Raw genomic sequence first — 24,436 nt, forward strand, 5'->3', positions numbered from 1 at the left:
ATGATTAAAACATTTAATATTATTCTGGCAGATGACCATGTGATGTTGCTCGATGGTTTGCATGCCATTTTATCAGAACTACCAGAAATTAATAAAATCCATTTGGCCACGGATGGACAGCAGGTATTGCAATACCTGGGAAAATTTAATGATATCGACCTGATCATTAGTGATATAAATATGCCAAAATTGGATGGTTTGGTTCTGCTTACAGAAGTTAAGAAAACCAGGCCCAATGTCAAGTTTTTTGTGCTCAGTGCGCTGGATGACTATCTTACCATCAATAAGGTCATTAAAAAAGAAGCAGATGGCTATCTGCTCAAGTTTGCGGATAAGGATGAGTTAAAAACTGCCGTACAAAATGTATTAGCAGGTGAACAACACTATGGAGCAGCCGTAAAAGAGCGTTACATGGAAAGTGTTTTTGAGCGTAAAAAACACAAACATGTAAAACTTTCTAAAAGAGAAAAAGAGATTTTAGTACTGCTTTCAGATGAATTCACCTCCAAAGAGATTGCTGAGAAACTATTTATTTCTCTCAACACCGTAGAAACGCATCGTAAGAATATACTGCTCAAAACCGGCTCCAAAACCACAACAGGCGCTGTGAAATTTGCGCTTCAGAATGGTATTCTGGAATAGTATTAAGAGGCTATTCCGGCTTTTTGTAATGATCTGGAAGCTGGGAATTCAGTACTTCCAGGTCATTAGCGATACTCTTTCCGGCTTTCTCAAATTTTCCTTCTGTTACCTGACCTGCCAGTATATTAAAATGAAAAAACATTAGGCCTTCATATTGCTGCATACCTATTCGTTCATCACCTTTCACTTTCTGGCTGGTGACTTGCAGTACACCATAGAACTGTTCCTCATTTTCCTGATTTACCCAGGTGGACACCAAAATATCATTTAAATCCAATAATGGATTTTCCTCAGCCAGAACTGGTTTCAAAGCAGCAAGGCATTCGACCCTTATCCTATCCAATTTACCATTACTGGCAGCTGTATTAAGATCGATATACAAATTAGGTTTGGGCTCACTTAGTGATATCTCGATTTTATAAAAACCATCAGGCTCCACTTCACTAGTGAAAATCACATCCATGGCAGAACCATAATTAGGGCTATAGCTTCGGATAACATTTTCTATCGTACGAGCCATTTTCAGCATAAAGTCCGCTTCACTTTTATCTGTATTAATTTTTAATTTCCAGTAATCCATATGCTCCAGCTTGGCCTCATTCCCAATAGCTTTCTCGATGGCTTTATGCAGAGCATGATCTTCAAGTGCACGCTTGTACTGACTATTAAAGGAGTAATCATCATCTCCATAGTTCCCTTTTGGTTTCTTTAATTTGGCATCCCAGTAAATACCGAATTTCACTTTCGGTTCTGTATTCGCTTTAAGTTCCATATAAAACATATTGGGATTCATATTCCCCTCATTGAAAAAGCGAGTAGCCTTTGTGATGCTCCAGGCATTACCATATTCTGAATTAATGAAATCTGTAAGTTCCTTTTTAGCTTTTTTCTCCGAAATGGCAAAAAGCCGCATGGCAACCATACCTAAAAACAATAATAAAAAGGGAGTAACCGCCAGGACAAGCCACCCAACTCCAACCCAGATAAGAATTTTCATATACTTCTAAATTAAATTCAATAACGAATTATCCAAAACAATTCTTTCTTCCAATTCAAAATTTAAATATCCATGAAGACAAGGACTTCTTCCTCACTGAAATCAGTGAATTTACCTTTTCACCCCTAGTGGTTAAAGGCAGAAGCGTAATGCGCCATACCTTTGTGCTAAAGATTAAAAAAATATATTTATGGGATTACAAGAGAAAAAAGCGATTCAAGGTATTAAAGATCAATATATGGGTGATCTTCAAAAAGAATTAAATGACATTGTTGGTAAAGAACTTCCTATTGAAATGGATTGGGATAGCTTTAGTAAGGATATTGATGCCATCAAATTTATACCCGGTGTAGCCGTAAAAAGATCTATCGATGCCTTCCGTGAAGTTTGTAATGACGATATGGGGAAAGAGGCGGTTCAGGAAAGTATTAACCAACTGGCTATTACTAATATTGAGCAGGAAAATGCTGAAGCCAACAAAACCATGGAAGTAAAAGATGGTGTATTCACTATTAAGGCTAGTTTTGGTGGGCACTACAGCGGATTCTTTAACGACACACAAATAAAAGATTACTTAATGAACATTTTATAATCGCACTGTTCAACCAAACTGAAGGAGTTGGCAAATTGCTAACTCCTTTTTTATTTTCTTTTTGGCTCTTTTAATTTCTATATTACCTACCTCCTTTCGCAATTGCATTGTATATCCGTAAACAGTCCCCGAATTAAAAGATTCATAGTAAACCTACACTTCTGGATGATGGAGTAACACCACCCTGATTTCTTCCCCAATTTCCACTTCCTCCCCCTACATTTGGTCTTCCAATGTGTTGATTTTTAACGTTTATAGTGTTTTCTCCATTTTCTCCTGCAATATGCCAGGACTCCATAAGTGCTTTCCTGCCGCTTTCAGATCAAACGCGATGTTTAAAGTTTTATCCGTTAGTATCACGGTTGCATCTTCAGAATTTCTCAAAAGAATCCCATCAATTGATTCATTCAGCGCTTCCTTCCCTAAATTATCTTCAGCTACCTTAGCAATGGCTAATTTCAAAATTTGCAGAGCCAGAGGCCATATCATGCGTTCTGTTTCATCCGTACCTCCTTTTTCAATTTCAAGCACTATGGCTTATCAGATTCAGGCTTATGACAAAGCCTATGAATACCTGGCCCACATTCATCATTACCAGCCACTGAAGGGTACATATTTACTTTATCTGCAATTATTAATGCATGAGGGGTATCCTCAAAAAACAGGTATCAATATTTCCACAGAAGTAGAAATGCTTTCTGAAAACTCACTGATTGCAGCGCCTAAAGATGCGCTTGATCATCTGGTGAATGCCCAGGTTTTGAGCATTTATAAACGCTATTCGGAAGCCACAGCAGCTTTTATTAAGGTTGCTAAACTGGGTTACAAACCAGCTGTGAATTATGCACAGGCCTTCCATCATGCCTTTGATGCAAAAGAGTTTGAAAAAGTGATTGTACTATATGAAAAACTAAAAACACACGCTCCCAGGTTGTTCGATGATGTTTATGGAGCACGTTGGGCCTTTTCCTTATTTAAATTAGAAAGATATGAAGAAGCTATCAAAGCCTATAAAGAAATCCTTTTTGACTACCCGGTAATTGCAGAAGATAATGATAGTTATGTCAAGTGGTCCTCAGTTATACATTCATCCTACATAAAGGAAGGCTATATTGAAGACGCCATCAAATACCTGAGTATAAAATGTAGTAAGAAACGAGAGGTGGCCCATCACGATTTACGTGTATTTGAGGACATGGCAGCCAAACAAACGCCTTATAACGAATTGAGTCATTTGGGCACCTTGCAAATTATGAAGTACAGTGATACAGCACTCACTGAGGAAGATCAAAACAAGCTAAATCATCTGAGAAATAAAGTGCAGGAAGAAGTTTTTTACAAACATGAAACTACTGGGATTAAAAATTTAAATTAAAAAGTAAAATGAAATATCTGTAAGGTTCTATCATTACTCGGGTGCAAAATTTCTACCTTTAATAATTAAATTCATCGGTATACCTTAGTCAAAAGAATCTTCAGGATCATTCCCTGGACCACGATTAACAGTGGTACATAAACCGAGACCGTAAAATAATTGGCTCCCAGTGACAATTGATAAACTTTTTCATTCATGGCCAAAGCCAGTACCACAACCATATCAATAATACTTACTGCAGAAAAAAGCCAGGTAAACCCAATGGCAGACCTTTTTTTAGATTTGAGCAAAAGCAATGCAATCAAAGCCAACAGGCCTGAAAGGAAATCTCCATGAGCTACTATCTCTTTTAAATAAGGAGGGAAATCAGGGGAAACCTGCCCTGGCATAAATAAAGAAAGTGGTAAATATCGAAATACGTTTACCAGAAGTAAAATTGCCAAAACATTAAACTTGTTTTCCTGGTTAATTTCAGGAATGACATACCATTTGATAATTAGAAAAAATACCAGCAGGCTAAAGGTGCACTGTACCCCTAATACAACTAAAGAATCCATATCAATTTCTTTAAAGGTGAATCTCTGGAACAAAGCTATTGTCCTGGGATTCCTTGGAACTGTGGGGAAAAGGCCAGAAAACAGGACTTATGGCTCAGTGTGTGGGAATAGTTGGTTTTTGATTGGCTTTCCTGTATTCAGAAGGCAAAATTTTAAATTTCTGTTGAAACAATCTCGAGAAATAGGAACTGTCTTCATAACCGACCTGAAAGCTGATTTCACTTATGGTAAGTGAAGAATGTTTCAGCAAATCTCCTGCTTTTTTCATCCGCTTATTGCGAATGTAGTTGGCTGGAGTATCATTAAAATGTTTCTTAAATTTCCTCTTAAAAGTAGAAAGACTTTGACCTGCCAGAAATGCCATCTGCTCAAGACTCAGGTTAGCATACAGATGGGATTCGATGACATCGGAAATATTTGCTTTTTGCGGAGTGAATAAAAAACTATATAGCTCCAGGATGGTTTCAGCGGCTTCGGTATGCAGCAAAAGCAAAATTAGTTCTTTAATTTTGAGGTAGAGAATTTCTTCTTTGGCCAATTCAGGATTGTCAAAATAAAAGTCAAGACTCTTAATAAAGTGATCAATGACATTTTTCTGAGAAAGGCCGTAGGTATATTTGCCGGGTTTTTGTTGTTTCACAAAAAAAGGAATCTCCTCTTTAAATATTCTTTCAAGAATATCAGGAAAAAAATGAATCACACATACTTCACAAATACCAGAAACACTACTTTGAAAAAGATCTGCAAAGTAGGTTCCGCATTTTAATAAAACACTTTCACTCTGTTTAATTGTAATTTTTTCTGTAGGAGCTGAAATATGAGTACCCCCTTCATTGAAATATAAAAAACATGCTTCATCCTGAAAAACAGGGTTTTGACGTAATGGCGGCAGGACTTTTAGTTTTTCAATAACTGTTCTGCCATTCAGGTCAAGATGTTGTCTGTTTTTTATCATTCAATCAACTGTTTTTAAATAATTTTCAGTTCATTTTGGTAAACCTAAAGGAAAGCAACAAAATTCATATTTGTTTAATCTCGAATATTCGATTTTGTGGTTTAAAGTCTGATAATTTTGAAAATCATATAGGCATATACCCCACTACCATGGAACTTAAAAATAATCTATCAGATTTAAATCTCATTAAAGCCATAAAAAATGAAAATGAACAGGGATTGGAGCAATTGTTTGAAAAATATTATCAGCCCCTTTGTGAATTTTCGGAAATCATTGTGACCAATTCTGATTTAGCTGAAGAAATCGTTTCAGATTTGTTCCTGGAGTTGTGGACTAAAAGGAAAACCATACAAATTGAAACGGGAGTAAAATCCTACTTATTTGTGGCGGTAAAAAATAAAAGCATCAATTATTTAAAACAACATAGAAAAATTTCCTTCATTGACCTGGAAGGAGGAGAACATAAAATTCAGGTGGAAAATGAAGCGGAATCGATGTTGGGATGCACCGAACTAAATTTGGCTATTAATAAATTGTTAAATACCATGCCTGCCCAAAGAAGGTTAATTTTTCGCATGAACCGAATAGAAGGATTTAAATATAAAGAGATTGCAGAAATACTATCAATCTCCGTACATACTGTTCAAAACCAGATGGTTAAGGCCAACAAATTCCTGATTGAAAAATCATACTTACTCCTTAAGCAAATGGTTTTATTCCCTGTTTTGCTGTTAGGTTTAATTTAATTATCCGTATTTATCCTTAAAAAAGCCAGGTGAAAAACCGAAAATCCAGTTCATAAAAAGCCTATAATTAGTTCATATTTTGTTTACAAGGAGGGATAGTAGGTGTTTGCATTTTTTGCTGTCATTACAGTGAAAATGCATATAATATGGAAGAAAGAATCTGGGAATTAATTACAAAGTATTTATCAAATGAAGCTTCAGAATCGGAAATGGAAGAGTTACAGACCTTCCTAAATGCTGATGAGGAAGCCGAACAACTTTTTGAACAAGCCAGTGCCATCTGGTTAAAGCATAAAAGACTACCTTCAAAATACGATTTAGAACTTGGGAAAGCTAAACTTAAATCAAAGTTATTACAACAACAGCTTAAGGAGAAAAATCAAAATGGAAAAGTAAAAAAACTAAAGGTCTCCAAAAAAATTTATCAGACAATTTTGGTTGCAGCCTCTATTTCCTTTTTACTCATTTCCACTTTTATTATCCTTCCAAAATATTATACAACTCCAGAAGCTGAGGTGGTATGGACAGAAAAATCAGTTCCAAAGGGAATGAGAGCTACTTATTCCATGCCAGATGGAAGCAAAATTAAAGTCAATTCAAATAGTAAAATTCGCTTTAGAGAAGATTTTGCGCAAAATGATGTGAGAGAAGTTTTCCTGGAAGGTGAAGCTTTTTTTGAAGTGGCTAAAAATCCCGAGAAACCTTTTGTGGTCATCACCAATAATATTCGGACCAAGGTTTTAGGAACTGTTTTTAATGTAAGGGCCTATGAAGGCGAACATGACATCTATGTATCCTTAGTGGAGGGAAGTGTAGCTGTGTATAACAAAGAACAAAACAATAAAGCCGTGCCTGTTTTACTTACCCCTTCCGACCAGTTCATTTTTAATAAAACAAATTCAACAGGCAACATAAAATCAAAAACAGACTTGACCAGCTTTATCTCCTGGAAGGACAATATACTGATATTTAACAATGAACCACTAGGAAAAATTACTGAGGTTTTGGAGAACTGGTATGGAGTGGAAATCATCTTTCAAAACCATCAGCTCAAAAATTGTCTGATAAAAGCATCATTCCAAAATGAACCATTAAACAATGTATTGGAGGTCCTTAAATATGCGACTTCTCTCCACTATTCAACAAACGAAGATGGGATAATTATTTTAAGTGGAAATGGATGTCCCTGAAATATTACATAAAAGAATTGCCTATGATTAAAAACCAATAAAAAAGGGATACCTGAAAGATATCCCATCATTTCTTAAACCTAATCCAGCAATCAATTGTGGCGCAACGGATGCTGGAAAGGTTTAGATTTTTTAAACAAAACTTCATGTTTCATTTAAGCTTTAAAATTATGAAAAAAAACTTTATCAAGAAACTATTAATAATGTCAAGGAACCTAATTTTTGGACTGGTTCTTCAGTCTTTACTCTTTTCCTTTGTTTTTGCCTCAGATGAGCTGAAGGCCCAAAAACTAAAGGAAGTGGTTTTGAATATTAATGCAGGTGATATTTCCTTAAAAGAGTCCTTTGGGATCATTGAAGATCAGACAAACTTCAGGTTTTCTTACGCCCACAGAGGGATTCCATTAAAAACAAAGGTAAATATTGATTCAGAAAATGAAACGCTTGAACGGATCCTTATCAAAATTGCCAAAGAAGCCAAATTAGAATTTAAAAGGATAAATGAGCAGATTGTGGTGAGAAGGCATAAAGGAAAATCTATCCATAAACAGCCACTTGTTACTTCCCTACAAGAGGTTATTATTTCAGGTAGTATCCTTGATGGTACCAATAATGAAGCTATCCCCGGAGCAAGTATTCTGGTAAAAGGCCAATCAACAGGAACAATATCGGATATGAATGGTGATTTTAAATTATCAGTTCCGGAAAATGCAACGATTTTAGTCACCTTTCTGGGCTATGAATCTCAGGAAATACCCATTGAAGGACAAACAAATTTTGAAATTAAATTAATTCCCGATCTACAAGAGTTACAGGAAGTATTAATTGTAGGTTATGGAAAATCTACCAAAAAAGATGTAACCGGAGCTGTGGAAGATGTAAAGTCAGTAAAGGAAATTGCCAATCGTCCTATCAATAATGTAGGTCAGGTTTTGCAAGGCAACGTGGCTGGTGTAACGGTAATCAATGATGGAGGTGATCCAACGGCTAATCCGCTAATTTGGATTAGAGGAGTAGGTACCCTTTCCAGTGAAGGTCCACTTTATGTGGTGGATGGTGTAATTGGCGGAGCTGTACCCAACCCAGATAATATAGCCTCCATGACTGTGTTGAAAGATGCTTCTTCCGCTGCAATATATGGAGTAAGAGCTGCTTCCGGGGTCATATTAATTGAAACAAAAAAAGGAGAAGAAGGTAAAATGAATGTTTCCTTCAATTCCTATTTGGGTTTCCAGGAAGTAGGTAAAACCTTAACACCTCTAGATGCACAGGAATATGCAGATATTATGAATACTGCCTTTGATAATGCTGATCTGGCTATGGATAATCCTGCAAGAGATTATATTGACCCAGATAAAAATCCCTATGGGCTTGTAACCAGGACAAACTGGATGGATGAAATTTTCCAAAAAGGGAAAATGCAAAACTATGATCTGGCCCTTAGTGGAGGAAATAAAAAAAGTACATTTTACACCGCTCTTGGATATAGAAAAATTGAAGGAACACTACTTAATACTGAATCTGAGAGGATTTCAATCAGATTAAATTCTACACACAAATTGCGGGAAAATCTCCAGATTGGAGAAAATTTCTCTTTGGCTTTTACCAATGGTAATTATGGTGTAAATACTACTTCAGGTTATACAGGAGCCATTATTACAGCATTGTATTATCCCCCGAGTGCAGTAGTTTGGGAAGATCAGGCGGCTGGACTTTATGGAGGAGTAACTCCAAGAGATAACCTGACATATGCTGGTTCTTATGGGGATTTAATTAACCCGGTTGCCTATTTACATCGATTAGATAACAGGAGACCAAGCACTACATTATCCGGAAATTTTTTCATCGATTATGAAATCATTGAAGGATTACATTATAAACTAAATGCAGGTCTGACCAGGGTAAATTCTTCCAGTAAAAATTTTACAAGCAAAATCCTGGAACCAGGAAAGATTTTCGATTTTAATGAACTGGAACAGTCCAATAGTATTTCAAATTCTCTTATACTTGAAAATACACTTTCTTATAAAAAATATCTTGGAAAGGATCATTTATTTGATGTTTTGGCTGGTTATACTGTTCAAAAAAATGAAAGTGAATTTTTCAGTATGTCAGCAAGAGGATTTGAAAGTGAGGATGAAAACCTGAGGTATTTCCCAAATGCCACCGGACCTTTCAATACACCAAATGGAGGTAGAGGAGAAAACAGGCTTGTTTCTGTATTAGCCAGAGTGAACTATTCTTTTAAGGATAAATATCTTGTTTCGGCCATTGTAAGAAGAGATGGCACTTCAAAACTAAATAAGGACAACCGATATGGAACTTTCCCTTCTGTATCAGCAGGATGGAGAATTTCGAATGAAGCTTTCATGGAAGATATCTCATTCATCAATGATTTAAAATTAAGAGGTAGCTGGGGCAAAATTGGAAATTTAGGTCCATTGGGTAATTATGCCACTTCCATTAGTCTTTCCAGAACCAGGGCACTTTTAGGAGATCCTGCATCCTATGACAATTACTTCGGTTATGCTATTAATGGGCTTGTAAATCCTGATTTACAATGGGAAACCACCGTACAAACGGATTTCGGTATCGATGCTCAGCTTTTTGGAAACAAAGTTTCCTTAATGGCAGATTATTTTGTGAAAGAAACAGATGATATGATCCTGGCAATTCCACTTACTGGTACAGCTGGTGTGAGTAATTCTCCCTATGAAAATGTGGGTAAAGTAGAAAACAAAGGATGGGAACTTACATTAGGCTATAAAGAACTTTCCAAATCATTTAAGTATGAATTTTCGGCTAACCTGGCTTCCATAAAAAATAAGGTTATTTCTCTTGGAGAGAACTATGAAGGAGGAATTCCACATGGTAATAATGTAAGGGGAATTTTACAACCATTGAGAAGTGAGGTTGGTCAGCCATTGTATTCTTTTTATTTGTATGAAAATGCGGGGATTTTCCAAAATGAAGCCGAAATAAATAGCCATGTATCAAGCGAAGGAAAATTAATCCAACCATTAGCTCAACCTGGGGATTTAAAATTTGTAGATCAGAACGGGGATGGTGTATTGGATGAAAAAGATAAAGTTTTTAAAGGAAATGCTTTTCCTAACCTTTCCTATGGATTTAATGCCATGTTGGGGTATAAAAACTTTGATTTCACCATGTTTTTCCAGGGAGTTGATAACATTAAAGTATTTAATGGACTTAAATTTTCTACGCTTAAGCCCACTCAGGGATACAACATGCTTGTGGATGTGAAAGATGCATGGTCTGCTGACAATACAGGTTCGGATATTCCAAGATTATCAGTAAAAGATGATAATAATAATTTCGGAACAGAATCTGATTGGTACCTGGAAGATGCTTCCTATCTAAGGCTTAAAAACCTGACAATCGGTTATTCACTACCCACAGCATTAATCAACAAAATTAATGTTCAAAAGCTTAGGTTTTACTTTACAGGAACCAACCTGCTTACCTTCTCCAACTACTCTGGTATGGACCCTGAGGTCATTGCCGACCGTGGAATTGATATGGGTAGGTACCCACAAGCTAAAAGTTACATTTTTGGTTTAAACCTCTCTTTCTAATCGTGGCAAAATGTCAATTTTTTCAATTCAAAAAAGAAATAAAATGAAATATATTAAATATATCCCGGTCATAATTTTGTTGCTCTTTTGCAATAGCTGCAGTGAGGATTTTTTGGAACTTACTCCACAAGGCGCCCCTTCTTCTGATAATTTCTGGAAGACTGAAGCTGATTTAATCGCTGCAGTAAATTCAATGTATGAACCACTTACCTGGGATGACATGTATGGAAGAGGGTTCTTCTGGTTTATTAATGTAAGTGATGATATGGTAACTGGTAGAGTTAAGGCCGATCCAGATAAAATGAAAAACTTTATTTGTACCGGTAATGAGGGATATACCAGAAATATCTGGGCAAATAAATATAAGATCATAAAGAGAGCAAATGACATTATCGTAAATGCTCCCTTAATAGAAGGTGTAGACCAGGAAGTGAAAAACAGGGCAATGGGTGAGGCTTATTTCTTTTCTGGTTTAATGTATCTTGACTTAGCTTATAGGTATGGGGACAAAGCTGCAGGTATTCCCATCATCGACCGGGAAAATCTTTTGGAATTTAATTTACCCAGAGTTGAAAATGTAATGATCAATTACGAATACATTGAAGGGGAATTTGAAAAAGCAGCAGAATTATTACCCGTTTTTAATGAATTTGGTCCCATGGATAGAGGAAGAGCCCATAAGCATGCCGCCAACGCTTTTCTGGCAAAAACATATCTTTATTGGGCACAACACGATCCATCAAAATATGCAAAAGCTGTTGAGGCTGCCGATAAAGTCATTAATTCAGGAGAACATGCCTTAATTAATACTGGAAACCCCAATGAAGATTTTAAAGCAGTTTTCACATCAGCCAACAATTGGAGCAGCGAATACATTTGGTCTGTAGTTTCCAATACCCAAACAGGAAGTATTTTACCTGGTGTAATGTTCGAAAATAAAGGATGGGGAAAATACAATGGCTGGGGATATTATCAACCTACTAAAGAATTGTATGATGAATACGAAGCTGATGATGCAAGAAGGGATTTTACTATCTTCAAGGAAGGAACTGTATTCAATTATTTTGGGGAAGACTTTACCTGGACACAAACCTCCAATAATGTGACAGGCTACATGTTTGGTAAATATACCGAGCCATTTAGCGATAAAGCAAGAGTTAACCCGAATGGGGATAAACCAACATGTGACCTAAATGTCCCTTTAATGCGCTATGCTGAAGTATTATTAATTAAAGCAGAAGCGTTGATAGCTGATGGGAAAAATGGCGATGAACCTCTGAATATGGTTAGAAAAAGGGCTGGATTAAAGCCAGTTTCAGGTGCTACCATGGTAGATTTAAAACATGAAAGAAGATGTGAACTTGCAGGAGAATGGAGTGACAGGCATTTTGATTTAATCAGATGGGGAGATGCTGAAGAAGCTTATCACAAGCCTCTTCACGCACATGATAATTCTGAGGTTTGGCCAGCCAGACCACAATTTGACCCTTCCGTTCACCATGTGTGGCCAATTCCTCCACATGAGATCGAAGCCAGTAAGGGTGTGTTGATACAAAACCAAGGCTGGTAATTTTAATTATGAATTGCATAAGTGCAGATAATAACCGGATAAACGTCCTTTTATTAAACGCACTTATGCAATTCAAATAACTCGTTTTTCTTTAAGCATAATTGGGATATAAAATTAAAATTTCCCAAAAGAAATCAATACATACTGAGAACTTTTAGCAGGCGGCCATATATCTTTATATGATAAAATTTATTCCAGAATGTCTTTCCAATTTTCTTGCTCATTAATAAAGGCTAAAACCCAATCCCAATATTTTATTCCATTTACCTGATAATCACGATCCTTAACACAATGTGAATTTCCATTGATGAAAAACCGCTTAAATTGGTTTGGGTATTTTGAGTTTAAATCATCTGAGGTACTAAGAAGTAATGATTTATAGCCTTCAGGTTCCAGATTAAGGAATTTTTGACCAATAACCTCATCCATATATGCAGAATAAAGCCCTATCTTTATTTTAGGATCTTTAAGCATGTCCTGATACCAATAAATAAGTTGCCCCTTACATTTTTCACAATTTTTAGGAACGAGTTGATTAAAATTCCAGGACTTAACAATCATTTCCCAAAATTTTTGATCCGGCCTTAATAGTCCTGGGCCACTTTCATTAAGTACAAATATTGATGTCTTGGGATAAAGTTCTCTAATAAGCCGTAATTGGATAATCGTTCCATATCCACCTGCGCTACACCCTGTAAGGAAAATTATTGAGATATTTGGATATTTTTCCTTAACTAGTTTTATTGCCGCAACACTTATTTTAAGTCCATTATGCCAATGATCAATCTCATAATCAGAGTCATAATCTTTTTCTGAGTCACCCATATAAATCGAACCATCACAATACGGGATTACAACCTTATTCCAATCTTCGGCTAACCTTTCATCCAGTTGACTTGTAAAATTTGAAATTCGAACATCATTTTCTATAGTTGTTTGTTTGCACCGTAACAATCCAGGCCAACATGCTCCTCCACCCTGAAGCGAAATCATTAAATTTCCGGTTTGTGAGGGAGCGTCTTTAATGGCAATAAAATACGCTCCACCATTTACACACTTGCAATCTTCTGGTGAAAAGTAGAAGTTTTGCCAACTTGCAAACTTAGCGTTTTCCTTAGTGCTCACTGGGGTAATTTCTCCATACCTTTTAAAAAGTGACTTATTGGGGGAACAACTAAAGAGCAAAAGCCCTAACATAATTATTAAACTGGTTGTTTGGTATTTCACTGACATAAGTTGATTTTATAAATATCAAAAAAATTGGTTCTGTACAGTGAATATAAATAAAACAAAAATTAATACCCCTATAATTAAATTAAGCAAATTTTCTACAATTGAAAGTTTAGTTATTCACATAATGAGCAATTTATTCGGATGAATAGACAAAGGCCATTTTTAGATATTCGGTAGTTTTACCGACAATTAACCGGCTTTAACTTATTTGTCAGATGAAATTCATTCTTTATTCCTGTCTTCTGTTTTGCATGCCCTTTTCTGTTTTTGGGCAATCTAAAACCACATTGTCAGAAATTAGAATTAGAGATCCATTTATCCTCCCGCATAAAAGCTCGGGATACTATTATATGTATGCTCAGATGGATAACAGGATCGGCAAAAAAGATGATGTTAAGGGAGTGGAAGTGTATAAAAGTACAGACCTGGTAAATTGGGAAGGTCCAGTTTCAGTGTTTGAAGTGCCTGAAAATTTTTGGGCTAAAAACATGGTTTGGGCTCCTGAAGTACATTTCTATAAAAACAAATATTACTTATTGGTCACTTTTACTTCCCATGATACACTCAATTTTAAAGTAAATCCCCAAAGAAAAATTCCTCCCAAATATAAAAGAGGCACGCAAATTTTAGTAGCCAATCATCCTGAAGGTCCATTTAAACCATTTGCTAACAAACCCCACACCCCGGAAAACTGGATGGCATTGGATGGAACTCTGTATGAAGAGGATGGAATTCCTTATATGATTTTTTGTCATGAATGGGTTCAGGTGCATGATGGCACAATGGAATTATTAAAACTGAAAGCAGATTTGTCCAGAAAAATCGGGAAACCTAAAACCCTTTTCAAAACTTCTGAAGCAAAATGGGCAAAAAGTATGAAAGACCTTGGGATGAAATATGATGGCTGGGTAACGGACGGACCTTTCCTTTACAAATTACAAAATGGGGAATTATTAATGATCTGGTCCAGCTTTGGGTTGAATAAATATGCCATTGGCATGGCTCTTTCCTCCTTTGGAAAAATAGCCGGACCATGGAAACAAATCGACCAGCCTCTTTTTGCCAGCAATGGAGGGCACGGAATGGTTTTTAAGACTTTCGAAGGTAAATTAATGCTGGTTTTTCACCAGCCAAACTCTTCTCCGGAAGAAAGAGCCCGACTTTTTGAAATTGACGAAAGAAATGGGGCCCTTATCCTCAAAGATTAAATGAATATCAGTAATTTTTATAAACATGTATTTTAATTAGAAAATGAAAAAACGAACCTTTTCGACCTTTATCTTATTTATCATTAGCTTACATTTATTCAGTCAAACACCCAGACCGGAACATCCTAAGCCTCAATTTGAACGGGAAAAATGGATGAACCTCAACGGAGAATGGGATTTTGCAATAGATTTTGGAGTCTCAGGTGTGGAGCAAAAATGGTATGAAGACCCCTCTGGATTTGATGAAAAAATTATAGTTCCGTTTTGCCCGGAAAGCAAATTATCAGGAATTGAATACAAGGATTTTATGCCCTCTGTCTGGTATCATAGAAAGATATCGATTCCTGCTGATTGGGATGGAGAGCGGATTTTTTTAAACTTTGGAGCGGTAGATTATGATTGCCGGGTTTGGGTAAATGGCCAACAGGTAGGGCGGCATTATGGCGGAAGTACTTCCTTTAGTTTTGAGATTACCAATGTGCTAAAAGCAGGAGAAAATACTTTGGTGGTTAATGCACTGGATGACATTAGGAGCAAAGTCCAGCCTTCCGGAAAGCAAAGTCCTACATTTTATAATACAGGATGTTGTAAATACACCAGAGTAACAGGAATATGGCAAACTGTCTGGCTGGAAGCCAGAGGCAAACAACACCTGGAACAGGTAAGAGTTGTGCCGGACCTGGATAACAGCCAGTTTGTAGTCACTCCCATTTTCTCAGGTTATGCAGACGGTGTTTCTTTTCAGGTTATTTTAACTGAAGCAGATGGAAAAGAAGTGGTAAAAGTTAACTCTACTTCGGGAAATGGCATGCCCATTCCCTTAAAATTGAAAAAACCTAAATTATGGAGTCCTGAAAGTCCATATCTATACAAGCTCAAATTTCAGATTTTAAAAAATGGACAGGTAGTAGATGAGGTAAAAAGTTATGCCGGAATGCGAAAGGTACATATTGATGGAAATAAAATCTATGTGAATAACAAACCGGTTTTTATGCGACTGGTCTTAGATCAGGGATTTTATCCTGAAGGAGTCTGGACTGCCCCTAGTGATGAAGAACTAAAAGCAGATATTGAAAGGTCTATGGCTGTAGGGTTTAATGGAGCCAGGTTACATGAAAAGGTATTTGAAGAAAGATTTCATTACTGGGCAGATAAACTGGGCTATTTAACCTGGGGGGAATATCCCGACTGGGGTGTAAGCCGGTCGTACATCAGTCCAATGGCTTTTATCAACTTTAAAAGGGAATGGCAGGAAGCCATGGTAAGGGATATGAATCATCCATCCATCATCGCCTGGACCCCATTAAATGAAACACATTCACCCAAAAAAGGACTGGAGGAATACACCAGAGCTGTTTTAGATATTTATGATTTAACCCAACAACTAGATCCTACCCGACCAATTAATGATGCCAGTGGATTTTTGCATATTAAAACAGATATTTTTACTGTTCATGACTACGATCAGAATCTGAAATCCATGGCAGAAAGATACAGCCATATCAGACCAGATAATCCCGATGTCTATCAGGTGAGCTGGGATTGGTATGGAACGGTTAAAGACTATGATGTGAAATATCTGGGTCAGCCTTATGTAGTTGATGAGTACGGAGGAACTTTCTGGCTTCCGGAATATGCTAAAGAAGCCGCCAAGGGGAAAGGCAGAAGAGAATGGGGTTATGGAAAAAGTGCGGAGGAAGTAATCAAATTAATAGCAGATTTAACAAAAGTACTGACGGATAATCCAAATATTGCAGGCTACACTTATACCCAGCTTACAGATGTGGAACAGGAAGTAAACGGTATTTATACTTATGATAGAAAATTAAAATTTGACGCAGATAAACTGAAAGCCATTTTTGGAGCTCCGGCTGCCATGGAAAAAGAAGAAGCTGGAAAGTAATCCTAAAAAATCATCTCTCCTTTTTTAACCCAACCCCATGTAAATAATATGCATGGGATTGGGTTTTTCTAAAAAAGAGTACCTTCCCGTTTTTTATAGTAATTCCAATGTAATAAAAATAACCTGTCCCGGGCTGGATGTCCCTGACAGGTTTTAGCGCGCAAGATGCTCCTGCAGAGTCTGCATTTTTGTGACCCTGCGTCTTTTAAGCTTCAAAAGCTATGGTTTACGCAAGGGTTTTATAGAAGTAATTGCTGGGTTTTTTATTAATAATTGAAAAACTATTTCCCCCTACTTTCCATCAATTTTCTCCAAAAGGATATTCCTGTAATAAAGTTCAGCACCTTCAGCCTGAATCATAATTTTACCCGAAGTTAAGGGTTTCCAGTCATTTGTTTCATCCGACCAGTATTTCATATGGATGGCCTCATTTACCAGATTACCATTGATAATAAATTTTGCATAATCCCCTCTAACCTGAAGCTCAATTAAATTCCATCCAGGTTTTTCCCAGCAATAACCCCTGTGAAACCGATGAAACCTTTGTTCACGATTCCCTAGAGTCAGGGAATCACCATGAGGATCAAAATTTCGAATTACCCTGCTTACTTTAGAGGTTACTTTTGTACCAATGGCCCAGAGGTCACCTGTATCCCCTTCCTGTATCTGGCATTCTACCCCATTAGGCCAGATCGTTTCAGGATTAATCGTATGAATGATAATCCCGGCATCCCTCACAAAATTATGCCTGGGTCGAAATTTCTTCTCTCCCCATTTGTATTCCAGAGTTAAATTATAATGACTAAAACTTTCCTTAGTAGTTAACCCGGCAAAGGTTTGGCGGGACCCATTTTCCTGATTGGCAAAAACGTGGATTTCTCCATTTTCAATAGAAAAAATATCTTCAGGTTTACCATTAAAATCATCCCTGGTGGTCATTAACCAGCCATCAAGATTTTTCCCATTGAATAATCTGGTGGCAATTTGCTGGTTTTCATTTTTAATTGGCACTTCAGTTTCCTGTATTTTATTGTTACATGAAACTGAAGCATAAATGGAAATAATAATAAAAAATCGAATTTTTAAGCTTCCTATCATAGATATTAAATCTGAGTAATTAAAATGAATTAAGCATCAAATTTCAATGCCTCCTGTTCAAAGTAATCTTATCTGATTCTTAATCTTTTATAGGATCATCCTCATTTTTTGCCCATTTGTACTTTTCCTCACCAACTGGTTGTAAGTCCTTTGAAAACCGCTTTAACTTGTCAAGATCAAAAAAATTATAAGCCGCAAAGAAAATGATGCACCTGTACAGATACCTTTTTACATGCCTGATTTGGGCAACTTATTCAGTTGGTTTTTCCCAGGTTTGGGTTTATGACTATCCCGATACTTTGGTATTTACAACACACCTAGGCAAAAATTTCAGGAGCCCTCAATATCAGGTAGAAATCTTTCAGGATGGGAAATCTTATGACAGTTATGTGATGGCTGATTACAATACTTTTCCCTCACATCACGGTGGAAGGAAGTTGATGACTGACTGGAATCATTTTACCGTTTTTTCATTTAAAGGAAAAATAGAAATCAGGGTAACTAAACTTGATGAAACACCCATTGAAAAATGTACTATTTATCCTTTGGTGAAAGAAATCCCTTTTCAGATAAATGGAAAGGAACTACTCATTACCTTGGATAAACCTCAAAAATTGTATGTGGAAATGAAGGGAATGGAAAATGATCCGCTTTTCCTTTTTGCCGATGCCCCTGAAGAAAATATTCCCAATAAAAATGCACCTGAAGTGGGTTTAGTCCAGCCTGATATGCCTGTAAAGAAAGTTCGTGAAATCCTGCTAAATCCAGATTTGGAAACCGTCTATTTTGAAGAGGGGATTCATCAGTTTGGAGAGGAAACAGACGCAGGTTATCCTGGTTACCAACTTCCTGTTGTGAGCAATAAAAAAATTTATATCCCCGGAGGAGCTTATATTGTAGGGAGTTTTCGTGGAGAAAATGTTTCAAATATCAAAATTTGCGGAAGGGGAATAATTTCAGGATGTGGTAAAGAAAGACTGGCTCAGGCGAAAAGTATTCCCTTTAACCAAATTCAATTAGACGGTACCGGAGAACACCAAATAGTAGAAGGATTGACATTTACCAATGCACCTCATTTTGTCTTGCTTTCAAGAGGAAAAATCACAGCACACAATCTTAAAATGTTTGCCTGGTATCATCAGACAGATGGATTTGGGGGAAATGAAGGTTCCGTGATATTCGATACTTTTATGAAGGTAAATGACGATTTTGTAAAAATCTACAGAGATCATCAACAGGCCTGGGATATGTATTTTTATAAACAAATAAATGGCGCTTTATTTCAACTCGGTTGGAATGCCTATGGTTCTGCCAATCACACCAAAGTCCATGATATTTATGTCATGAAGGATGCAAAAAAATACCCTCAAAAGGAAAGTAACACTGCAGTTGTAAATCTGGTGAATAATGGCGGGTCGAATATTGGCAATTGCTCCTTCGAAAATATTTACATAGATCAGTATGTGCAACGGTTGTTGGGTATCAAATTAAAGGGAGGAACGATTAAAAATATCCATATAAAAAATGTCTTTATTAATGGAGGAAATAATGCTTTCAATTACCTGTATGCTTTGGAAAGGGGGAAAATCAGCAACATCACATTGGAGAATATAAATATTGGCACATCTAAAATCTCAACCAAGGAAGCCTTTAACCTAAAAACAGAAGGGGAAGTGGAAAAAGTAAACTTCCAATAAAAAAGTGAAAATCCTATTTTATCATTTCTGATTGTACCGGATTACAGTGATAGTTAACAAAAGTACATCATTTCTTTGCAGGGTCTTTTCTTCAGAAAGACCTTGCAAGGTGGAAGCGTGCTAAAATTAGCGAAGGGTCACAAAAATGCAGACCCCACTGTGACTGTAACTTCCTTTAACTTCTTTTTAGCATTACAGCTAAGTATTTTAACCAGAATAATTTCAATAAATATGAAAATTGAATTTACTATTTCCAGGATCAAAAACTTCAGGGCTGCTTACCTGATTTGGGTATTTATTCCAGGAATTTTCTTACTGGAATGCAAGACGGAAAAAGAAGACCACAAACCCTATAATGTACTTTTTCTGATTGTGGATGATATGAATGATTATGGTTTTTACCATACTTATCCTGATGTAAAAACTCCCCATCTGGATGCTTTAAAAACTTCTTCCGTAACTTTCAGAAATGCTTACTGTGCCTCCCCAATTTGCACACCTTCCAGGGCATCTACTTTTAGTGGTTTGTATCCACACAGCACAGGGGCTTATTTTAACGGCTCAGATCCCTGGCGAAAATCGGAAATTTTAATCAAGCAAACAGAAACACTTCCTGAGCTTTTTAAAAGAAATGGATATGAAACTTTCGGCAGAGGAAAGTTATTTCATGCTCCACTTACCGAAGGAAGAGAAAAACAAAATTGGGACAATCCACCTTATGGAGGAGGTTTTGGTCCATTTCCCGATTCTCTCCATCAGCTAAAGGGAAAATTCTGGGGTTTTCAGGCTTTCCCTGATACTGCTTTCCCCGATGTGAAAAATGCCTATGCCCTTGCAGATTTCCTCAAAGAGAATCACCAGAAACCCTTTTTTGCCGCCCTAGGATTATGGAGACCACATTCCCCCTTTACTGCCCCACAGCGGTTTTATGATTTATATGATATTAACAAGATCACCATTCCGGAGGGATATAAAGAAAATGATCTAGCTGATATTGATTCACTTGCCAAAAAATTAATTGACCCATTTGGACGATTTGAAGTGAGTGGTCCTACAACGGAAGAAGACTGGAAAAATATGATTCATGCCTATTTGGCCAGTACTTCTTTTGCCGACTGGTCTATTGGAGTTGTTTTAGAGCAACTGGAAAAAAGTCCTTATGCCGAGAATACGATTGTTGTTTTCTGGTCGGACAATGGTTACCACTGTGGCGAAAAAAATCACTGGGAAAAAGGTACATTATGGGAACAAGCTGATTTGGTACCCATGGCCATACGAATTCCCCAGAACACGGAAAACGGAAAGGTTTCCAATCAGCCGGTTAGTCTGGTTGATTTGTACCCAACATTAGTAGATTATTGCGGCCTGCAACAACCAACTCAAACCCTGGATGGAAAAAGTTTAAGCCCCTTTTTGGAAGACACACAAATGACCTGGGAAAGACCGGCATTAACCACACTGGGTAAGGAATATACTTCTTTGAGAGATCATAGATTTAGGTACATAAGGTATAGTAATGGAACAGAAGAACTTTATGACCATCAAAATGATCCTTACGAAACAAGGAATAAAGCCAAATCTCCCGAAGCTACAGCCATTAAAGCCAAATTCACCAAATATATTCCTCAGGAATGGGCAGAAGAATTAAGTGGACGAAGGTTTTAAAATCAAAAAGCTAAAAAGGGAACCAGAAATTATCTTTTCCGATTCCCTTTTCCTGTTTCTTAATATGATTTAAGCTATTTCTTCAATATAGCAGCCCAATCTTCCTCACTTTTTTTAGGAGCTGTAATTTTCACTAACTCTCCTGCGGTTACTTTTTCCTCTTTTTTATGGTATTCTCCGGTTCGGGGATTAAACCATTTGAGGGAATATTCCCCAGAAGCTTTTGACAAATCCAGGTCAACTGTTCCTCCATTTTTTAAATATACCAGATAAATCTGGTCCGTTTTTGCAAAACAATAATTATCTGCTGAAATCAATTCATCTGCAGTATCCATTTCCCAAAATGGAATTTCATTATTGTTGAAAAAATCTAAAGCATACTTGCACTGGTCCCAGAACAAATCTCTGGAACGCCAATCTTCACAAGTGAGGTCGGAATGTGCATGTTTGTATCCAAAATACCATTCTACGCCCCAGGCTCCCGCCATCATGGCTCCCCAAAGGGCATTTTTTCTGGCATTATCATGAGTGGGATTTTCCGCATCCGGAAGCAAGGAATGCTGGGCATCACCTGGTTCATCTACAGCCACTGCCCACGGTTTTCCCGCTTCAGCTGATTTCTTTCTCCATTTAATTACACTCCCGTGAACCTGGCTGAAATCGGGTTTGCTGGTTTGTACGGAAGGACCTGTGAGTTTGGATTCCGGACCCAGTAAATCATCGAACGGATTTCCGTTATGGATTACAATATGGTGGTTATATGGATCATGATCGTAGAAATATTGCGCCATGGCTAATCGCTGATACTTAAATTGTGGAGGAGTTTTATGGTTTTTTACCCAATCCCCTACTTCTTCTCCTAAATTCCAGTTCAAAGCCAGATGATGGCCAAACCTGGCGATAAGTTCTCTGTAATACAGCTTGCGAAAGGCCCCTACTCCACCGTTGTCCAGTAAGCCCTGATTTTCCACTTCTGCGGTTTTAAAATGCAGGAACAAACCTAACTTTTGCGCATGGGCAAAAACCATTTCCCATTGGTCCAGTTTAGAAACATCAAACCTGTCATAATGATCATAATCCACATATGGAAAAACATTTTGGTCATCTCCCACTATATTGAGCGTAAGAAAAGAAACACTATTTAAACCTTTTGCATGAAGGTAATTCAGTGCCCCAATCAGTGCCTTTCCTTTACCTCCCTTCCACACAGGGTCATTTTCTTTCCAGTCTTTCAAGTGGGGTTCCCAGGTTTTCACCATTTCGTCCTTATGGTTATCATTATGGAAAGTACCATCAAAATCGGCATAGGAAAGCAGGTTTTCCGGAGCATCAGGACCCTGTTTTAGGAAATACTCTCCAGTCCCTTCAAATTGGAGGTAATGCTTGCCTACATAGCTCAATCTGCCTTTCGACCTAAAATCAAACCCAGTTTTGTCAGTAGGAACAATGGAAAAAGTACCCTTTGCACCGTCCATATATTCTCCTGAAACACCTGTGGCTTTTTTTTCACTCACTGCAGTCCAATTCCCCTTTCTAAAATCTACCGAATAACTCCATTCTCCAACTTCATCAGGGGCAAAATGCACCCTCCAGACATTCCCGGAAGTAGCCGAAGTCTCTCCTGCATTTCCATCAGCTGCGAAATATCCAGGAACCAGATAAGTTTTTCCAGAGCCAGCATGGGTAAATTCTACATTCAGTCTATAGTTAAAAAAGGGATTGTTTTCATCATCTTCCGCCACCTGAGGACCTTCAAAATCAATGGTGACTTTATGCCAAAGCTTTAATTCTCCTGAAATACTGCCTTGTCCAAAAGCAGCATGCATACTGCTTAAAAGTGCTAATAAAATTAAAATTCTCATTTGTTAGTGTTTATGGCAACCAGCTAAGTCGCGACTTTAATTAAAATCCATCTCATATTTCTTTTTGGAAGGATCAAACATCTTGTTTGCCCTTAAAGATAATTATTCCAGCGATTTTCCTACAGCCGATTGAAGTTCCTTTTTAAGTTTATTTTTAATGCTTTTATAAGCAGGATCTGCAACCAGGTTATGATGTTCCAAAACATCGGATTCATGATTGTACAATTCCTCCACTCCGGAATTATATAAAGTATATCTCCAGTTGTCTTTTCTAATTGTACTACCCTCATGCAGAGATGTAATGGCTGAATGTTTCCAGGCAACTTCATTATTTTGAATCAATTCTTTAAGACTGATTCCCTCATTACTTTTGTTTTGAGGAAGATTACACAAATCGGTAAGTGTCGGATATAAATCCAGCAAACTGACAATTTTTTCTGTTCTGCTTCCTGGCTTGGTCACTCCCGGTACCTTAATAATCAAAGGAGACTTTGTGGCTTCTTCCCAAAAAGTAAACTTTTTATACCGAAGCTTTTCGCCCAAATGCCAGCCATGATCTCCCCACAATACTACAATCGTATTATCTGCATACCTGGATTTTGCCAAGGCATCCAACACTAATCCCACACATTCATCTGCGTAATTAACTGAGGCTAAATACGCTTGAAGTACTTCCTTTTTTAAATGATGTTTATTTACCAATTTAAATTCCTTTGATGGTTTTGCACCTTCAATATCCTCTAAATCATCCATTTTGATGGTGGGAAGTCCTAATTTTTCAGGGGGAAATTTATCAAAATATTCCTGAGGAACAAACCAGCTTAAATGAGGCCTGAATATTCCCAAAGCCATAAAGAATGGTTTTTCAAAATCTCCTTCCAGTTGTTTGGAAGCCCATTCAGCGTTGAGATAATCTGGTGTTTGTGCTTTTGGAACATCAGTTCCTCCCCAATTCAAATTGCCGGAATACTCCGCAGTAGGAAGCCCGCTAAATTCTTTGCCTGCTTCCTTTGTTTTTGGTTTCCCATAATTTCCGGAAACAGGAGACCATAAATCCCAGGCTTCTTTTTCCACGATTGGTGTATGGTATATTTTTCCTCTTGAAAGGGTAAAATAACCATTTTCCTGAAACCATTGATTAAGCATTACAGCATCTTTTAACAAGGCTGAAGATCGGATTTTATCTTTATTCCCTAAAATCCCGGATGTAGTAGGCCTGATACCAGACATAATAGCCGCACGTGAAGGATTACAGACAGATGCCGCACAATGTGCATTGGTAAAAACCAGGCTCTGGCCAGCCAATTTGTCCATATTGGGTGTTTTGGTTTGAGGATGCCCACCCAAAAAACCAGTGTAATCATTTAAATCATCTACGGCTATAAAAAGGACATTATACTGTTTTTCCTGTGCCTGCAAAACAGGAAAAGTATAAAGCATAAAGAAAAGAGTTATATAAAGTTTCATTCTGAAAAAGGTAAAGTGAAAAACCATACTGCGGAAATACCTCAAATAAAAACATATGCTTGCAATGGAAAAACCTTTAAAAG

General features: G+C 37.2%; 19 protein-coding genes. 11 read left to right on the top strand and 8 right to left on the bottom strand.

Annotated features, from left to right (window positions below):
- Positions 1-642 carry a response regulator transcription factor gene (locus A3EM_RS0120375; RefSeq protein ID WP_020530095.1) on the top strand — a complete coding sequence of 214 codons (642 nt, stop codon included), beginning with the start codon at positions 1-3 and terminating at the stop codon, positions 640-642.
- Between the two features lie 10 nt (positions 643-652).
- Here the strand turns inward: A3EM_RS0120375 and A3EM_RS0120380 are convergent, their stop codons facing one another.
- Complete coding sequence (locus A3EM_RS0120380; RefSeq protein ID WP_020530096.1) at positions 653-1,639, bottom strand: hypothetical protein; 987 nt, start codon at positions 1,637-1,639, stop codon at positions 653-655.
- A 190-nt stretch (positions 1,640-1,829) separates the two neighbouring features.
- On the opposite strand from A3EM_RS0120380, the gene A3EM_RS0120385 reads away from it, so the two are divergent.
- The gene (locus A3EM_RS0120385) at positions 1,830-2,231 is read left to right on the top strand and encodes a hypothetical protein (RefSeq protein WP_020530097.1); all 402 of its coding nucleotides are present in this window, start codon (positions 1,830-1,832) and stop codon (positions 2,229-2,231) included.
- Between the two features lie 252 nt (positions 2,232-2,483).
- Here A3EM_RS0120385 and A3EM_RS0120395 read toward each other — a convergent pair whose 3' ends face one another.
- The gene (locus A3EM_RS0120395) at positions 2,484-2,762 is read right to left on the bottom strand and encodes a hypothetical protein (protein ID WP_020530099.1); all 279 of its coding nucleotides are present in this window, start codon (positions 2,760-2,762) and stop codon (positions 2,484-2,486) included.
- 1 nt (position 2,763) lies between these two features.
- On the opposite strand from A3EM_RS0120395, the gene A3EM_RS0120400 reads away from it, so the two are divergent.
- On the top strand, positions 2,764-3,606 hold the full coding sequence (locus tag A3EM_RS0120400) for a tetratricopeptide repeat protein (RefSeq protein ID WP_020530100.1): 843 nt from the start codon (positions 2,764-2,766) through the stop codon (positions 3,604-3,606).
- A 71-nt stretch (positions 3,607-3,677) separates the two neighbouring features.
- On the opposite strand, the gene A3EM_RS0120405 is transcribed toward A3EM_RS0120400, so the two are convergent.
- Both A3EM_RS0120405 and A3EM_RS0120410 read right to left on the bottom strand, forming a co-directional pair.
- A complete protein-coding gene (locus A3EM_RS0120405; protein WP_157637997.1) occupies positions 3,678-4,163 on the bottom strand; it encodes a hypothetical protein in 486 nt (161 codons plus the stop codon).
- A gap of 94 nt (positions 4,164-4,257) precedes the next feature.
- On the bottom strand, positions 4,258-5,118 hold the full coding sequence (locus A3EM_RS0120410) for a helix-turn-helix domain-containing protein (RefSeq protein WP_020530102.1): 861 nt from the start codon (positions 5,116-5,118) through the stop codon (positions 4,258-4,260).
- Between the two features lie 149 nt (positions 5,119-5,267).
- On the opposite strand from A3EM_RS0120410, the gene A3EM_RS0120415 reads away from it, so the two are divergent.
- The 4 genes from A3EM_RS0120415 (at position 5,268) to A3EM_RS0120430 (ending at position 12,220) form a co-directional block, all read left to right on the top strand.
- The gene (locus A3EM_RS0120415) at positions 5,268-5,864 is read left to right on the top strand and encodes an RNA polymerase sigma-70 factor (RefSeq protein ID WP_020530103.1); all 597 of its coding nucleotides are present in this window, start codon (positions 5,268-5,270) and stop codon (positions 5,862-5,864) included.
- Between the two features lie 146 nt (positions 5,865-6,010).
- The gene (locus A3EM_RS0120420; RefSeq protein WP_020530104.1) at positions 6,011-7,054 is read left to right on the top strand and encodes a FecR family protein; all 1,044 of its coding nucleotides are present in this window, start codon (positions 6,011-6,013) and stop codon (positions 7,052-7,054) included.
- 203 nt (positions 7,055-7,257) lie between these two features.
- A complete protein-coding gene (locus A3EM_RS0120425; RefSeq protein WP_157637998.1) occupies positions 7,258-10,650 on the top strand; it encodes a SusC/RagA family TonB-linked outer membrane protein in 3,393 nt (1,130 codons plus the stop codon).
- A 43-nt stretch (positions 10,651-10,693) separates the two neighbouring features.
- A complete protein-coding gene (locus A3EM_RS0120430) occupies positions 10,694-12,220 on the top strand; it encodes a RagB/SusD family nutrient uptake outer membrane protein (RefSeq protein WP_026210452.1) in 1,527 nt (508 codons plus the stop codon).
- Positions 12,221-12,409: 189 nt separating this feature from the next.
- Here the strand turns inward: A3EM_RS0120430 and A3EM_RS0120435 are convergent, their stop codons facing one another.
- Entirely contained in the window at positions 12,410-13,453 is a 1,044-nt protein-coding gene (locus A3EM_RS0120435; RefSeq protein WP_020530107.1) for a pectin acetylesterase-family hydrolase, read from the bottom strand.
- A gap of 215 nt (positions 13,454-13,668) precedes the next feature.
- Here A3EM_RS0120435 and A3EM_RS0120440 point away from each other — a divergent pair, with 215 nt between their 5' ends.
- The gene (locus tag A3EM_RS0120440) at positions 13,669-14,661 is read left to right on the top strand and encodes a glycoside hydrolase family 43 protein (protein WP_083925280.1); all 993 of its coding nucleotides are present in this window, start codon (positions 13,669-13,671) and stop codon (positions 14,659-14,661) included.
- A 43-nt stretch (positions 14,662-14,704) separates the two neighbouring features.
- A complete protein-coding gene (locus A3EM_RS43095) occupies positions 14,705-16,564 on the top strand; it encodes a glycoside hydrolase family 2 protein (RefSeq protein ID WP_020530109.1) in 1,860 nt (619 codons plus the stop codon).
- A 291-nt stretch (positions 16,565-16,855) separates the two neighbouring features.
- Here A3EM_RS43095 and A3EM_RS0120455 read toward each other — a convergent pair whose 3' ends face one another.
- Positions 16,856-17,662, bottom strand: coding sequence for a 3-keto-disaccharide hydrolase (locus tag A3EM_RS0120455; protein ID WP_020530111.1), 807 nt, complete (start codon positions 17,660-17,662; stop codon positions 16,856-16,858).
- Between the two features lie 203 nt (positions 17,663-17,865).
- On the opposite strand from A3EM_RS0120455, the gene A3EM_RS0120460 reads away from it, so the two are divergent.
- Complete coding sequence (locus tag A3EM_RS0120460) at positions 17,866-19,359, top strand: glycoside hydrolase family protein (protein ID WP_083925281.1); 1,494 nt, start codon at positions 17,866-17,868, stop codon at positions 19,357-19,359.
- Positions 19,360-19,590: 231 nt separating this feature from the next.
- The gene (locus tag A3EM_RS43100) at positions 19,591-21,024 is read left to right on the top strand and encodes a sulfatase (RefSeq protein WP_157637999.1); all 1,434 of its coding nucleotides are present in this window, start codon (positions 19,591-19,593) and stop codon (positions 21,022-21,024) included.
- Positions 21,025-21,098: 74 nt separating this feature from the next.
- Here A3EM_RS43100 and A3EM_RS0120470 read toward each other — a convergent pair whose 3' ends face one another.
- Both A3EM_RS0120470 and A3EM_RS43105 read right to left on the bottom strand, forming a co-directional pair.
- A complete protein-coding gene (locus tag A3EM_RS0120470; protein WP_026210454.1) occupies positions 21,099-22,886 on the bottom strand; it encodes a DUF5060 domain-containing protein in 1,788 nt (595 codons plus the stop codon).
- Positions 22,887-22,988: 102 nt separating this feature from the next.
- On the bottom strand, positions 22,989-24,353 hold the full coding sequence (locus A3EM_RS43105; RefSeq protein ID WP_063745026.1) for a sulfatase: 1,365 nt from the start codon (positions 24,351-24,353) through the stop codon (positions 22,989-22,991).
- Positions 24,354-24,436 lie beyond the last annotated feature (83 nt).

The organism is Flexithrix dorotheae DSM 6795 (assembly GCF_000379765.1).
GTDB classification, from domain to species: domain Bacteria; phylum Bacteroidota; class Bacteroidia; order Cytophagales; family Flammeovirgaceae; genus Flexithrix; species Flexithrix dorotheae.